Origin of the sequence: Anseongella ginsenosidimutans (assembly GCF_008033235.1) — a bacterium.
GTDB lineage: Bacteria > Bacteroidota > Bacteroidia > Sphingobacteriales > Sphingobacteriaceae > Anseongella > Anseongella ginsenosidimutans.
The window spans coordinates 1,337,321-1,352,184 of record NZ_CP042432.1 but is presented as its reverse complement, the minus strand read 5'-3'; the positions used below and the strand labels follow the sequence as shown (position 1 = coordinate 1,352,184).

The following is a 14,864-nucleotide window of genomic DNA, read 5'->3' as shown; positions in this document are numbered from 1 at the left end:
CGCAATACGATAAGGTTCCGTAAAGTAATTGTTTACTCTAACCAACAAAACTGATGTAATTTATGAAAAAAAGGCCGAAGAAATCAATTGTAATGGCAATGAAACTCTCTCTTCTTCCTTCTTTGCTATTGATGCTGGGATTTTGCGCCAATGCGGAGGAATCCGCCGGGCAAAAGGTACTCGCACAAAAATTAAGCCTGGAATCCGAAGGAAAGGCGCTCCGGGAAGTCCTGAAGGACATTGAAAAGGAAACCGATGTACAGTTCATGTACAGTCCCGAATTGATCAATGCCGGAAGTAAAGTAACCCTTGATGTCAGGAACAAATCATTAGACCGAATTCTTGAAGAGCTTCTTGACCCCCTCCAAATTGATTATGAAGTAATCAACCGTTATATCCTGCTGAACAAGACGGGGCTCGCATCAGATCCCGGAATTCGCTTTGCCGAATGGGGGCTGCAGCTTCTGACAGTAAAAGGCACGGTCAGGGATAAGGAGGGCAGTCCCATGGCGGGAATCAACATCGTTGAAAAAGGAACAACTAACGGAACCATCACCGATGAGAACGGCAATTTTTCTCTTACGGTCACCAATGAAAATGCCGTGCTTGTATTCTCCTTTATCGGGTTCACAACCCGGGAAGTAGCGGTTGGCGAGCAGTCAGTAATTAATATTACGCTGGAAGAAGATTTGCAGCAGCTTGAAGAGGTGGTGGTAGTGGGTTACGGTACCCAGCGGAGAGAAGCCGTTACGGGGTCCGTGGTTTCAATAAGCGGGGATAAAATGCGGGAGGTGCCATCGTCCAATATTTCGCAGGCCCTGCAAGGGCGCTTGCCGGGGGTAGAAATATCGCAAACATCATCCAAGCCTGGCGCTACCATGCAAATCCGCATTCGCGGTACCCGCTCCCTGACTGCCAGCAACGATCCGCTGATCGTACTGGACGGGATTCCCTTTGCCGGATCAATCGCCGATATCAACCCCAACGACATTAAGAGCGTTGATATCCTTAAAGACGCTTCGGCAACTGCCATTTACGGCTCCCGCGGCGCCAACGGTGTTATATTGGTCACCACCCGTAAAGGGCGCCCGGGCCAGGAGGCAAAAGTGAATTATAATAGTTATTACGGCGCAAAAACAGTTTTCGCTGAATACCCAATGATGGATGGGCCGGAATTTGTCGCCTTGCGTAAGGCCGCCGGCCAATTCACCAATGCCCTGGATGAAGCCGATGATGTAAATACCGATTGGCAGGACTTGTTATACAGAACCGGCGTGGTCACCAGTCATGATGTTAGCATTACCGGCGGCACACAAAAAGGCAGTTATAATTTCGGCGCCGGTTATTATCACGACGAAGGCCTGATCCCCGGCCAGCAATACAACCGCTTTTCCCTGCGGGGTTCCATTGACCAGCAGGTAGGAGAGTATTTCCGCTTCGGCTTTACCACCAACAATAATTATAATATTACCGAAGGCTCCCAGGTAGGCCTATATGGCATATTGAGCATGTCTCCTACCGCCAATCCTTATAACGAGGACGGCTCATGGAAGCGAACCGTAAACATGCCCCTGGACGAGCAGTGGGTATATTCAAGAGAACTATTAGAAGGACTGGAGGATAAATGGCTGGACGAAACCAGGGCTTATGGAACCTATAACGCACTGTATGGAGAAGTGAAAATCCCCGGTATCGAAGGCTTGAGCTACCGCGCAAATATTGGCCTGGATTACCGTCAGAGCAACGGCGGGGCATATACTGCTGAAGGTATCAACAGCTCCAACGCCACAACCCCTTCAAGCGCTTCGATAAGCAATTCCCATACCTATCACTGGGCGGTTGAAAACCTGCTCACCTACGATCGCAGCTTCGATAAGCATCGCTTGAATGTGATAGGCTTATATTCCGTGGAGCAGAATAAATATAACCGGTCCGCGATGTCTGCAAGGGATATTCCCGCCGATGCGTTCCAGTTCTATAATATCGGGCAGGCCGCCGGGGAAATCACAGTTAATCCTGAAGACCAGGATTACCAGGTGAGCGGTTTGATGTCATGGATGGGCCGCGTAATGTATTCTTATGACGATCGTTATATGCTAACCGCCACCCTGCGCTCCGATGGCTCTTCAAGGCTGGCGGAAGGGCATAAATGGCACACCTATCCCGCGGTATCGGCCGGCTGGAATATCGGGAACATGCCCTTTATGGAAAACCTTGCCGCGGTGAACAGGCTGAAGCTGCGTGTTGGCTACGGACAAACGTCCAACCAGGCCATTGCACCTTATGCCACACTCGGACGATTAAGCACCCGGCCTTATAACTTTGGAGATGATTCCTACGCAACCGGATTCTACGTATCTACACTTCCCAATTCAAATTTAGGATGGGAATATTCTGAAACATGGAATTACGGATTGGATTTTACCATACTGAATAATCGCCTTTCCGGTACTATAGAGTACTACACAACCAATACCAAAGACATTCTGCTTAATGTTAACCTGCCAGGCACCTCCGGCGTGGGCAGCTACACAGCCAATATAGGAGAAACCCGGAATAAAGGTCTGGAACTTTCCCTCAGCGGGTTGATACTGGATAACGTGAACGGCTGGACATGGGATGTGGGAATCAACGTTTACGGCAACCGCAACGAGCTGGTATCGCTTGCTTCGGGACAGGAACGGGATGAAAGCAACTGGTGGTTCACCGGCCACCCGGTGAATGTAATTTATGATTACGAGAAAACCGGGCTTTGGCAGGAAGACGATCCTTACCTGGATATTCTGGAACCAGGCGGAAATGCAGGTATGATCAAGGTCAAATATACCGGCGTGTACAATGCTGATGGTTCGCCGGTAAGAGCGATCGGGCCCGAGGACCGGCAAATAATGAGCGTGGAACCTGAATTCCAGGGTGGTTTTAATACCCGCGTGTCGTATAAGGGTTTTGACCTCAGCACTGTCGCCGCTTTTAAAAGCGGCGGAATCCTTATCAGCACCCTCCATTCGGGAGCCGGATATCTTAATATGCTGAGCGGGCGCCGGGGGAACGTAAAAGTTGACTACTGGACACCGGAGAATACCGGCGCCAGGTACCCCAAACCCGGCGGAATAACCAGCGGGGACAATCCAAAATACGCCAATACCCTTGGTTACTTCGAAGCATCCTATCTGAAGATACGCGCGTTGTCCCTCGGCTATGACCTTAGCCGGAATGGCTGGCTTCAAAATACCGGCATTGACCAGCTTCGCCTTTATTTTACGGTACAGAACGCGTTCGTATTGTTTTCGCCTTTTCACCGTGAAACGGGCCTGGACCCCGAAACCAATTCATACGGTGATGAAAACGCGGCGGTAACGACGGCTTACCAGAGCCGCCTGCTTACCATAGGCACCAACGCGCCCGCGACACGCAACTACATGCTTGGTATTAATTTGACATTTTAGAATAACCAAAATGAAACGGACCTATATAACTACGTTCCTGGCAACAATTGCAATGACCTTGTTTCTGGTGGGCTGCAATGATATCCTGGAAGAAGAGCCTCGCAGTATCTATGAACCCGGCTTTTTCAAGACCGAAAAGGGTATTAACGGAGGAATCACCTCCCTGTACGCCCACCTGCGGTATATTTACGGCCAGGCCTATTACTATAACACTTGCCTTACCGGCACCGATGAAGCCACTTACGCCCAAAGCGCCGACCAGAATTTCAAGGTAATGGACATTAGCGGCCAGGGAGATATTACTTCTACCAGCAGCCGTGCCGATGTACTATGGGGAACCGCGTTCTCCAATATTAACACCGCGAGCGGTATTATCGAAAATGCGGCTGAAATAGGCACAATATCCGACGCTTTGATTGCCGAAGCCAGGTTCTTTCGCGCATTCGACTACTTTTTACTTGTACAAACCTTTGGCGGCGTGCCCCTGGACTTAGGTTCGGGAGAACTGAAATTCAATACAAATCCTGTAAGGACCTCCGTGCGAAATACAGTACCCGAGGTTTACACAAAGGCCGTATTCCCGGATTTGCTCACAGCGGTAAATGACCTGCCTGAAACCGGCCGTGTAACAGGCGGAGTCACCAAAACAGCAGCCCGCCTCTACCTGGCAAAAGCGTACCTCACGTATGCCTGGTGGCTGGAAAACCCCAATAACATTCCTACCTACCCGGAAACGCCGCGTACCGACCCCGACGGGCATGACGCCCATTGGTATTTTCAGCAAGCATACGATATAGCAGCAGAGGCGATTGATAACCCGGGTCCGTTCGGCCTGCAGGAAACCTATTATGACGTTAACCTGGCCCAAAACGACCGGAATAATGAAATACTGTTATATGCCGACCACACCGAGACCAGCGAGTTTTATAACGGAGGCAGCCTTACCTACGGCAGCGGCGGCGCCCCTGATAATTTTGCCGTTTGGATGATGACCTGGAACTATACAAACATCACAAGCGCTGTTGATCCGGCCTGGAATACGGTGATAAATTCCGTTCAGCGTGAAGCATCACAGGACCTGGGGCGTCCCTGGACACGTATGGCCCCCACGATCGGTGTAATTGAAAACACCTTCGCCGATAAAACCAATGATTCCCGCTATGACGGCACATTTACAACCGTTTATCGCGGAAACTGGCCTAAAGGAGGCGCTGGCGAAGCATTCGTGTACAACGCAAACAATATGAAAGTCTATCCGGGTGAACCTATATTAACTTTTCTTGACGAAGAACCGGCCGGGTCAATAGATTATTCAAATTCGACCTACAAAAGCAATATCGGCGCCGGCGTATTACCCGGAAGATCCGATTTCGTAGTATCTCCGCGCGGCATCAGCAGGATCGTGTATCCAGGGCTTTGGAAGCTTGGCGTTTACCGTACGGACAACGGCGGCGGACTGGGGCAGCCCAATGCCGGCAGCACCCGCCCTTTCAACATTGCCAAGTTTTCGGAACTCTATTTTATTGCTGCCGAAGCGGCGGTAAAAGGCGCGGCGGTGCAGGCCGGTAAAAGCGCCGCAGAATTGATCAACGTCATTCGTTCACGCGCAGGCAAATGGCGCTGGGATAATAACGGGAATGCCGCCAAATTGGAAGATCATAGTGCCGAAATGATCGCCGCTACACCAGCCGTGATTGACATTGACTATATCCTGGCCGAACGTTCGCGTGAATACTACGGAGAAGGTTATCGCTGGTACGATTTGATACGTACGCAAAAATGGGCCGATCTCGCATCTGCCTATGAAATAGGAGGAAGCAATTATGGAGACCATACGCCGGAGACGATCACACGCAATATTCAACCGTATCATTACCTGCGCCCCATTCCCCAGGGACAGCTTGATGGCTTAGAGATGACCGAAGCAGAAAAAGCCGCTTACCAGAATCCCGGGTATTGAAGCTTGATTCTTATAGTCCGCGACGAACATTAACCGTCGCGGGCTATTAAACGCAAACCAGGCGGAATGCTTAAACTTCAAATCCTTTTCGGTAGGTCCTTCCTACAAACTGATTCGCCTCTTCAAGGTTGGTGATGCGCATGTTTTCTCCGTCCCACAGGAGTTTTTTCCTGGCAAAGAACTCCATCTGGCCCTGGCTGTTTTCCCGACGGAGCAGGTAACTCCGAATGGCAAGATTGCCCATCAGGACTGTTTCCGTCATTGGGCCGGCATAGTCGAAAGAGGAGGTGAGGCCTTTGTGTTCGGGGCTATTGAATCCGGCTTTGCAGGCATCTACCCATTTACGTTGATGACCGTATTCGGGTTCGGCGTCTTTCTTGGTTTCGGGGGCGGTTTCCACCGTACCGTCGTTGCGGTAGAGTTTGGGCATCATTGGTGAGCTGTCATTGATATTGGTGGAAATAATCCCTTTGTCCCCGATAATGAGAACGCCATTGGCGCTGCCAGCCCCTCCGATGTCGTGGTCAGCCGGGATGATATCCGGGTGGGAAGGGCGGATCCCTCCGTCGCTCCAGGTCATTTCTATCGGCGATTTACTTTTTTTGGTAGCTGCGAAATGCAAGGTAATGAAAGACGAGGCCGGGCAGCCTTCCGGGTGGTAATCAGCCGTCCACATCTGGGAATAAACGGACCCGACGCTGCACTCCGCATCCGTGGGGTACATCAAACCAAGTGTCCGGAAAGGTATATCAATTAAGTGGCATCCCACGTCGCCCAGGGCGCCTGTACCGTAATTCCACCATCCTCTCCAGTTGAAAGGATGAAGTTTGGGGGTATAAGGAATCTCAGGAGCGGGGCCCAGCCAAAGGTCCCAGCTCAACGAGTCCGGCTTCTCTCCCGGCGAAGCTTGCGGGAATGCTCCTCCCTGCGGCCATACGGGTCGATTCGTCCAGATCTGAACTTTGGAAACCTTTCCTACCTCATCTTCGTCCACCCATTTTTGCACAAGTTTTAACAAATCATTAGACCCGCCCTGATTACCCATCTGGGTAACAACTTTCTGATCCCGGGCCATCTGGGTCAGGATCCGGGCTTCCCGGATATTATGGGTCATGGGCTTCTGGACGTAGACATGCTTGCCCCGTTCCATCGCATATTTCGCCGCGGGGGCATGTACGTGGTCCGGGGTGGAGATCGTTACCGCGTCAATATCTTTTTCCTTATCCAGCATTTCCCGGTAATCCGCATAAAGCTTTGCGTTCGGAAAACGTTCCACGGACGCTTTTGCCGAACCCGCAAAATCCACATCACAGAGGGCAATTACCCGTTCCCGCCCGTTGACTGAAGCATTCCGGATATCGCTTGCGCCCTTTCCGCCCGCACCGATGGCGGCCAGGTTCAGCTGATCACTGGGAGATATAAAACCTGGTCCGCCTAACACGTGTCTGGGTACTATAAAAACGGAAGAAGCGATCGCGGCATTCCTTATAAACTCCCTCCGCGACCGGTTTGAAGCATCTTTTCTGGGTCCTTTCATGATTTTGTTAATTTGGTTTGGAAAGCATAGATCAAAGTAGGAAATATTTTTCAATTAACCAATCCCTTACCAAACGTCATTCACCGAGGTATTCAGTACGTCCCTTGCATATTGCGTAGCTTCATCTTCCGCGTGGGCCTGAAGCCTTTGTCGCAGGGAACTTACCCATTCTTCAACGGCTGCTTCAGGGGTCGCCCCTTCTCCGGAAATTCCTTTTTGAAGATCGGGCCCCAAAAGACAGCGGAATAAATCCCCTTCGCGAAAAATTATTGGCCGAAGCTCGCATACTGCCCGCGGAAGGCCTTTCTTTTCGTAGTCAAAAGGTACACGCGCTTTTTCGGAAATGCTCATCTGTTCCATGATCGAATTTTAAGAATTTGTATTAAAAGGCGAGGTTAGTACTGCAATTTTAATACCGATATGTGTTTGCACAAAAAAGTGAAACAGGGTCCGTAAATCCCGAACCTTTGCGATGACGGGGCCGGGGCTTGATTTGGGAGCATCTGTCCGTATCCGGACATAGGCGTGTTCGCAAACGGACAGGAAGTTTTTTCAAAAGTGGATAAATTGCCCGCAGGGAAAGATCAGCGGTGTGGCAGCCTTCTTGCAGCGCTGCTTTCGGGGAAGGGGCCACCGGGGTGAACGGAAAAACTATCGCGGGTAGAATAAGAAAAAACAATAAAACCGATGCTCAGAAACTATTTTCGGACCGCTTTCAGGGCGCTTGCCCGCAATAAGGTGTATTCGGCTATTAATGTGGCCGGACTCAGCATGGGGTTGGCCTGCTGCATGCTTATTGTGCTGTATACCAAAGATGAAGTGAGCTTTGATCGCTTCCATGAAAAAAAAGATCAGATCTTCCGGGTGACGGCCACGATAAGTGGTAAAGACGGCGTGAACAAGCTTGGAAGCACTAACCAGATCGTCGGACCGTCTTTTGCCGCGGAAATTCCCGAAGTGGAAGCCTTTGTGCGCATGGAAACCGGGTCGTATATCCTTCGCCGGGGCGCTGAAACTTTTGAGGAAGAGATTTTGTCTGCGGATGAAAACTTTTTCTCCGTGTTCTCCTTTCCGCTTATCTCCGGAGATGCCGCGACGGCCTTGTCCGGGTTGCAGTCAATGGTATTGTCGGAAGCTGCTGCGGAAAAATACTTCGGCACGACGAACGTACTTGGCAGAACGCTGGAATTGCGGGTGGACGAAAAGTTTCAACCCTTTCAGGTTACGGCGGTAGCCAAAAATCCGCCGCAGAACTCATCGCTTCAGTTCGATATACTGATCCCTTTCGAATTTCTCCGGTCCCGCTACCCCGATAATGCCTGGGTAGGGTTCTATATCAATACATTCCTTGTATTGCGCCCCGGGTCGGATGATAAAACAGTGGCGCCCAAGCTGAACCAGGTTTTCCTTAGCAAGGCCGGAGGAGAATTGCAGGAAATGAAGGAGAAACTTGATTACAAAGACAGGGTTCGCTTCGGCTTGCAGCCCTTCCCGCAGATTCACCTGGATACTGGATACGGGGATCTCAGAAACGGGCTGACCGCAGGAAGTAATCCACTATACTCCTACATTCTCTCGGGCATTGCATTATTTATCCTGGTCATTGCCTGCATCAACTTTGTGAACCTTACCATTGCCCATTCGCTGAAAAGAGGCAAAGAAATAGGCATCCGGAAAGTCATTGGCGGGCAAAGGGGGCAACTTGCGGGCCAGTTTCTGGGCGAATCATTCATTCTTTGCCTGCTGGCTTTTGCTGCTGCCATCGCGATCGCACAGCTGGCGCTTCCATTCTTTAATGAGTTATCAAACAAACGTCTGAGCTTTTCTTACTTGTTGGATATTAAGCTGATAACCATTTACCTGGCGCTTTTCCTGACCACGGGGCTGGCTTCCGGCCTCTACCCGGCGCTGGTTCTTTCGGGATATAAACCTGTGCAGACCCTCTATAATCGCCACCACCGCACCGGCAGAAACTATTTGGCCAGGGGGCTGGTGATCCTGCAGTTCACACTGGCCACGTTTCTGATGATAGCCACCACCGGTATCTATTCCCAGTTCAGCTACCTGATGCACAAAGACCTCGGATACAACGATGAAGATCTGGTCATCGTACATCTGGGGAGAGGGCGGCACGATGCCGCTATCAGTACGCTGAAAAACGAACTGGCCGGCGAATCTTCCATTACACTAACCGCTACCAAAGATTTCGGCGGACAAAGCTATACGATGGCTAAGGTGAACAACCAGGAAAAGGAAATTTATTTTGCCCTCAGTTGGATAGATGAACAGTTTCTCCCCGCCTTACAGATTCCCATACTTCAGGGCCGGAATTTTTCACCGGATTTTCCCGCCGACGCTGCGCATTCGGTGATTATCAACGAAACCTTTGCGAAAGAAGCCGGTTGGGCCCCTGCCTCCGGAAAGGATCCCATCGGGCAGGTGATCAATTACGGCGATGAGCAGCTGACCGTGATAGGTATGGTGAAAGACTACCATTTTACCTCTCTGAAAGAAAAAATAGGGCCGCTCCTTTTGAAACACGGCTCAGGGGACCTTTGGGTAAAGCTAAGGCCGGGTAAGGCCACCCAAGCCCTGAAGGCCATACGGGAAGCCTATGAAAAGGTGATGCCCTTTCGTCCTTTCTCTTACGCTTATATGCATGACATTAACCAGGCGGGTTACGCAAGCGAAGCGAAATGGAAGCAAATGATCACCGCCGGCGCCATCTTGTCGATCTTTATTTCCTGTATGGGCTTATTCGGCCTGGCCATGCAGTCGATACAACGCCGTACTAAAGAAGTAGGCATTAGGAAGGTAATGGGGGCGGCCGTACCCGATATAGTTTTACTACTGTCCCGCGACTTTTTGAAGCTGGTAGCTTTGGCTTTCGTGCTGGCCATTCCTTTAAGCCATTATGCGGTCAGTCGCTGGCTCCAGAATTTTGCCTACCGGATAGACCTGGCCTGGTGGATCTTTGGCCTGGCGGGCTTGCTGGCGCTGTTGATCGCCTTACTGACCGTCAGCTTTCAATCAGTGAAAGCCGCGCTGATGAACCCGGTAAAGTCGCTGCGATCGGAATAAGGTCGCTGTCAGGCTCCCGGATCGAATAGTTGTATCGTATAATCAAGCAGCTGAGCCCCTCCTGTTTTCCCGTGGCCCGGGATCACAATAGAAACATCAGGGTATTCCTGTTTGATCTTTCTGACCGTTTCGGACCATGCGGATACGTTCGCATCTTCCAGGTTGCCTTTGCCGGCATCCAGCTCTTTGATCAGGCAGCCGCCGAACAACACGTTTTCTTCCGGGTAATAGGCGATGATATTGTCTTTCGTGTGTCCCTGGCCAAAAAACCTGGCAGAAACGATTTCGTCGCCTACGCTTAATTCCAGGACATCCTCAAAGCCGTTTTGCGGAACCGCAGCGCTATCCCCGCTATTCTTCAAGGAGACAATCGTCCGTTCATTTGCGTACGATGGAACCTGTTTTTCATGAAATTCGGCTAATCCCGCGACGCAATCCGCATGGAAATGGGTAGCTACCACCCCTTTGATGGTGTAATTCATCGTTTCCGCCAGGTAACGGATCAATTCCGCGGAGCTTTCCTTATCCGCTGGTGTATCGAAAACGATCGCTTCATGATCGTTCACCACGATCATTCCATTACAGCCCACTTTCCCGAAATCGCGGGTGTTCAGGTAAGAAATATGCTGGAAGGTATGATCAGAAAGTTTCCGGATAACCAGGGTTTCCGATTGGTACACGGTGTCTTGTGCAAGTATATCTTTGGAGGCAGCGGCCGCTGATTGGCTGCCCGGCTTGTTTTGGCAGGAAGCAAATACCAGCCCGGCAAGTATTGATACGGTGATAATTTGCTTTTTCATGGGGATATTTTTCATGTGTTCAAAGATAAAAGCTTTCTCCCGCTTTGCTTCAAAGTTTTTCCCTCAGGTTTTAAGCCCAAACAAAGGCCTGATGAACCTAACTCTCCGGATGAGCAGTTCGTAGCAGGCAAAGCAACTGAGAAAGGTAAACAATAGTAGCAAAACGAACTGAAGCGGAACGGGCATTCCAAGCGGGAAGATGAGGAGCGACCCAAGGTAGAGAAATACCATGTGGACAATGTAGACCGGGTAGGCCGCCTGGCTCAGGTAGCTCAGCAGGCAGCTGGGGCGGTTGAAGTGCCGGTAACCAAAGGCGAAGACTGCCAATACCCAGCAATTGGATTCGATGGAAACCAGGTAATTCGGAGCCAGGGACTGGAAAAAGGACAGCCGCAGCGCAAAAAGAGTGGCAGCCGCCAGGAGAAACAGCCACCGCCAGCGAAGCAGCATATTCCAGAAGACAGCGCCGCACCAAACGAAGAAATAGCCGAAGAAAAAGGCCAGCAGGCCCAGGAAGAACCCGTGCCAGGTCATGGCATACCGTTCAAACGGAAAGGGCTCCAGGATAAGCACCTCCAATATGAATAGTGCGAACATGGGAAGCAGGCCCAAAGGACTGCGCATAAATACCTCCGCCTTTCGGGCAAGCGCTTTTCCGCCGCCCCGTTTCAGGTAATAAAAAAGGGGCGTCAGGAAAAGGACATAGATAAAGAGGTTGCCCAGGAACCACAGGTGGCCGGGACCAGGCGCGTAGCCGGTCTCTAAATCATTATACTGCTGCCACAGATATACGTGAATGGGAACAATGGCCACCATCCCGAAGAGGAAAGGCAGCAATATGCGTTTTGCCCGTTCCGGCAGCAGCTGTGCCCAGGTTCGCTGGCGCAAAGCGAAGCAGGCTCCCATTCCGGACACGAAAAACAGCAGCGGTATTCGCCAGACATTGAGCATACTCATGGGAATCCAGAGCGAAGGCCAGGTCTGCTCTGTGGTTATGAACCCGATCAGCATGCCCCAGGATTGAAAGCCGATCGCCACATGGTACAGCAGGAGCAGGCCTATGGCGATGACCCTTATCCAATCGATATCGTATCTTCTTGCTTCCATTACTTCAGCATTTCAGCAATTACAGGACGGATCTTTTCCAGGTAGGCGTAATCAAGTTTGAGCCCCAGCGGCTTTAACAGCTTACCCATCATGTCGTAGGTACTTTTCATTTCGGCAAAGGGTGCTGCCACCGACTCATACGCGGTAGCTCCATACTTATTCTCAATGGATTTATCCGCACCGGCATCCAGCAGCAGCCGTACGATCTCGGGACGGCCAAAGAACGCAGCCGAGAGAAGAGCCGTGGAACCTTCATTATTGCGGAAGTCAAGATCGGCGCCCGATTCGATAAGGATTCCGGCCATATCCGTTTGGCCGAAAACCGCCGCTGTGATCAGCGGGCTGGAACCCCCGAAGGGATCTTTCGTATTAATGTCCGTGCCCGCGGCAATATGCTGCCGCAGTGCGGCTTCATTGCCGCTGGCCACCGCCGTATGAATATCTACCTTCGGTGCTTCCACCCGTTCGGCGCCGGGCGTGTCATCTGCCTGGGAAGAATGCCCCTTACCTGCGCAGGCAGCTAACAGGGAAAGGGATAAAATGCCGGTCCACCTGGTAAGGCCATGCAGGCAATTGCGGTGTTGACTGTTCATGATTGTTGAATTTAAAATGTAAGAATTTCTGGTTACCTGTTGAATAAGGCAAAGCTCGGTCCTGCCGGAAAAACCGGTTATTATTTATGTGCCCAAAAGCATCAAGTTTCGCAACACAGGTATAAATTATGGTGCTAGGATATAAATTATGATGCAAATACCCGTTCAACCGGTATATTTGTTCATAAACGCGCTTTAAACCCGGCATGCCCGATATCTCTCCCATCGATAATAATTTTCCTGACCAGGCCACCGCTATTGTGCTGGAAAACCTGCCGGACGAGCGGTTCGGTGTGTCAGAATTAGCTGAAAAGATGCACATGAGCCGGTCCAACCTGCTTCGGCGCATCAAACAGGCTACCGGCAAATCCGCCAGCCAATTCATACGGGAAGTACGCCTTGAACGGGCCATGGAATTGCTTGTCAGCACCTCGTTTACGGTGTCGGAGGTGTCTTACCAGGTAGGATTTGGCGGCACGTCCTATTTTATTAAATGTTTTCGCGAGTACTACGGATATCCGCCTGGAGAGGCCGGCAAACGAAAGGCCGAGGAAGCTGAGCTTGCCGCAGGGCGCGAAGCAGCGGAAGGGGAAATCGCAGCAGGTGCAAAGAACGCGCCCGAAGCCAGGCCCCTGGCCTTAGCGCCATCCAAGCGAAAAGCCAGCCCCTGGCTGATGATAAGCGCGGCGGCGGTACTTATTGTCTTATTGGGCGCCGTAGCCTACTATGCATGGCGGCCCAAACCCGGACTCCGCGAAAAATCCATCGCCGTACTCCCCTTCAAAAATGAAAGCAGCGACTCCGCCAATCTGTACCTGATCAATGGCCTGATGGAATCCACCCTGAACAACCTGCAGAAAATAAAGGACCTCCGCGTGGTCAGCCGCACTTCGACCGAAAAATACCGGCATACCGCCAGGACTATTCCGGAATTGGCCGAAGAACTGGATGTGAGTTATGTGGTGGAGGGAAGCGGACAAAAGGCAGGCAACCGGATACTGCTGCACATCCAGTTAATTGACGCGCGGCATGACCGCCATCTGTGGGCGCGGCAGTACGAGCGGGAGATAACCGATATCTTTCAGCTGCAGCAGGAAATAGCGAAAGACATTGCCCGGGAAGTACAAGCCTTCGTTACCTGGGAAGAAGCAAAACGCATCGAAAAGATTCCCACGACCGATCTGGCGGCCTACGACCTGTTCCTGAAGGCATCCGACCTCATGCGGCAGGGCGGGGCCGGAAACCTGGAACAAGCCCTCGCCTACCTCCGGCAGGCCATTACCCGCGACAGCGATTTTGCCCTTGCTTACGCAACGTCTGCCATCGCCTATTACTACCTGGACCTGTTCCAGACGCATAAGCAATACACTAACCAGCTGGACACCTATTCCGATAAAGCGCTGCTTTACGACCCCTCCGCACCCGAATGCCTGTTTGCAAAAGCCCTTTACTACGTCCATCAAAAAGAATACGGGTCAGCCGTCCCTTATTTGGAAAAAGCACTGGAATTCAATCCCAATTCCATTATTGTGATCCATTTCCTGTCCAATTTTTACAACAGCATGGTCCCCAATACCGCCAAGTACCTCGAATATGCGCTCCAGGGCATCCGTCTGGACCCCACCGCCTACGACAGCGTCACCACCAGTTACAATTACCTCCATTTAAGCAACGCCCTGATCCAAACCGGCTTTGTGGATGAGTCACTCGAATACATTGAGAAATCCCTGGCCTATAATCCCCGCAACCCTTACGCCGGTTGGGTAAAAGCCGCCGTGGTCTACGCCAAATACCGCGACCCGGTAAAACTTGAAAAACTGCTGCTTGCCGAACTGGAGAAAAACCCCGCGGCCCTGCACATCCTCCAGGAACTCGGCAAGCTATACTACCACACCGGCAATTACCCGGCAGCCCGTGAATATTACCTCCGATTTATCGACTTGCGGACCGATCAGGACCTGGATATTTTTCAAGCTGCCGACATTACCATCGCAGCCGTATGGTCCAAACTAGGCATGCGGGAAGAAGCCGAAGTATACGCAACTCAATTCCTTGAACATGCCATGAATGATGAATCCATATACAAGCACCTGCAACTGGCCATGTATTACACCTACCGCCGGAACGCGCAGAAAACAATAACACACCTCCGGGAATTTGCTGAAGAAGACAATTACCAATACTGGGTGCTGCTTTTCAAAGACGATCCGCTGGTGGCACCTTTCCGGGACAGCCCGGCTTTCAAACGCGTCATCAGCGATATGGAGATCAAGTTCTGGAATAATAACCGGGAGCTGAGAAAGACGTTGGAGGAGAAGGGGTTGTTGTAAAGGATGCGAA

The 14,864-nt window shown here is 51.2% G+C and carries 9 protein-coding genes; 4 read left to right on the top strand and 5 right to left on the bottom strand.

Features of this window, described 5'->3' with window-relative positions:
* Positions 1-92 precede the first annotated feature (92 nt).
* Both FRZ59_RS05700 and FRZ59_RS05695 read left to right on the top strand, forming a co-directional pair.
* On the top strand, positions 93-3,446 hold the full coding sequence (locus tag FRZ59_RS05700; protein ID WP_225975211.1) for a TonB-dependent receptor: 3,354 nt from the start codon (positions 93-95) through the stop codon (positions 3,444-3,446).
* Between the two features lie 10 nt (positions 3,447-3,456).
* Positions 3,457-5,406 carry a RagB/SusD family nutrient uptake outer membrane protein gene (locus FRZ59_RS05695; protein WP_132128337.1) on the top strand — a complete coding sequence of 650 codons (1,950 nt, stop codon included), beginning with the start codon at positions 3,457-3,459 and terminating at the stop codon, positions 5,404-5,406.
* 70 nt (positions 5,407-5,476) lie between these two features.
* Here FRZ59_RS05695 and FRZ59_RS05690 read toward each other — a convergent pair whose 3' ends face one another.
* Both FRZ59_RS05690 and FRZ59_RS05685 read right to left on the bottom strand, forming a co-directional pair.
* Entirely contained in the window at positions 5,477-6,943 is a 1,467-nt protein-coding gene (locus tag FRZ59_RS05690; protein WP_132128336.1) for a Gfo/Idh/MocA family protein, read from the bottom strand.
* A gap of 66 nt (positions 6,944-7,009) precedes the next feature.
* A complete protein-coding gene (locus FRZ59_RS05685) occupies positions 7,010-7,303 on the bottom strand; it encodes a hypothetical protein (protein ID WP_192901597.1) in 294 nt (97 codons plus the stop codon).
* Positions 7,304-7,630: 327 nt separating this feature from the next.
* On the opposite strand from FRZ59_RS05685, the gene FRZ59_RS05680 reads away from it, so the two are divergent.
* Positions 7,631-10,024, top strand: a complete 2,394-nt coding sequence (locus FRZ59_RS05680; RefSeq protein WP_132128335.1) for an ABC transporter permease — start codon at positions 7,631-7,633, stop codon at positions 10,022-10,024.
* Positions 10,025-10,032: 8 nt separating this feature from the next.
* Here FRZ59_RS05680 and bla read toward each other — a convergent pair whose 3' ends face one another.
* The 3 genes from bla to FRZ59_RS05665 all read right to left on the bottom strand — a co-directional run bounded on the left by bla (position 10,033) and on the right by FRZ59_RS05665 (position 12,524).
* Positions 10,033-10,824, bottom strand: a complete 792-nt coding sequence (gene bla, locus FRZ59_RS05675; protein ID WP_132128334.1) for a subclass B1 metallo-beta-lactamase — start codon at positions 10,822-10,824, stop codon at positions 10,033-10,035.
* A 63-nt stretch (positions 10,825-10,887) separates the two neighbouring features.
* The gene (locus tag FRZ59_RS05670) at positions 10,888-11,931 is read right to left on the bottom strand and encodes an acyltransferase family protein (RefSeq protein WP_132128333.1); all 1,044 of its coding nucleotides are present in this window, start codon (positions 11,929-11,931) and stop codon (positions 10,888-10,890) included.
* Complete coding sequence (locus tag FRZ59_RS05665) at positions 11,931-12,524, bottom strand: ankyrin repeat domain-containing protein (RefSeq protein ID WP_132128332.1); 594 nt, start codon at positions 12,522-12,524, stop codon at positions 11,931-11,933. The genes FRZ59_RS05670 and FRZ59_RS05665 overlap by 1 nt, the downstream gene beginning before the upstream one ends.
* A gap of 206 nt (positions 12,525-12,730) precedes the next feature.
* Here FRZ59_RS05665 and FRZ59_RS05660 point away from each other — a divergent pair, with 206 nt between their 5' ends.
* The gene (locus FRZ59_RS05660) at positions 12,731-14,854 is read left to right on the top strand and encodes a helix-turn-helix domain-containing protein (RefSeq protein ID WP_132128331.1); all 2,124 of its coding nucleotides are present in this window, start codon (positions 12,731-12,733) and stop codon (positions 14,852-14,854) included.
* Positions 14,855-14,864: the final 10 nt, after the last annotated feature.

Coding starts and splice junctions, on each gene's coding strand:
- FRZ59_RS05700 (WP_225975211.1), top strand. CDS start 93: ATGGCAATGAAACTCTCTCTTCTTCCTTCTTTGCTATTGATGCTGGGA.
- FRZ59_RS05695 (WP_132128337.1), top strand. CDS start 3,457: ATGAAACGGACCTATATAACTACGTTCCTGGCAACAATTGCAATGACC.
- FRZ59_RS05690 (WP_132128336.1), bottom strand. CDS start 6,943: ATGAAAGGACCCAGAAAAGATGCTTCAAACCGGTCGCGGAGGGAGTTT.
- FRZ59_RS05685 (WP_192901597.1), bottom strand. CDS start 7,303: ATGGAACAGATGAGCATTTCCGAAAAAGCGCGTGTACCTTTTGACTAC.
- FRZ59_RS05680 (WP_132128335.1), top strand. CDS start 7,631: ATGCTCAGAAACTATTTTCGGACCGCTTTCAGGGCGCTTGCCCGCAAT.
- bla (WP_132128334.1), bottom strand. CDS start 10,824: ATGAAAAAGCAAATTATCACCGTATCAATACTTGCCGGGCTGGTATTT.
- FRZ59_RS05670 (WP_132128333.1), bottom strand. CDS start 11,931: ATGGAAGCAAGAAGATACGATATCGATTGGATAAGGGTCATCGCCATA.
- FRZ59_RS05665 (WP_132128332.1), bottom strand. CDS start 12,524: ATGAACAGTCAACACCGCAATTGCCTGCATGGCCTTACCAGGTGGACC.
- FRZ59_RS05660 (WP_132128331.1), top strand. CDS start 12,731: ATGCCCGATATCTCTCCCATCGATAATAATTTTCCTGACCAGGCCACC.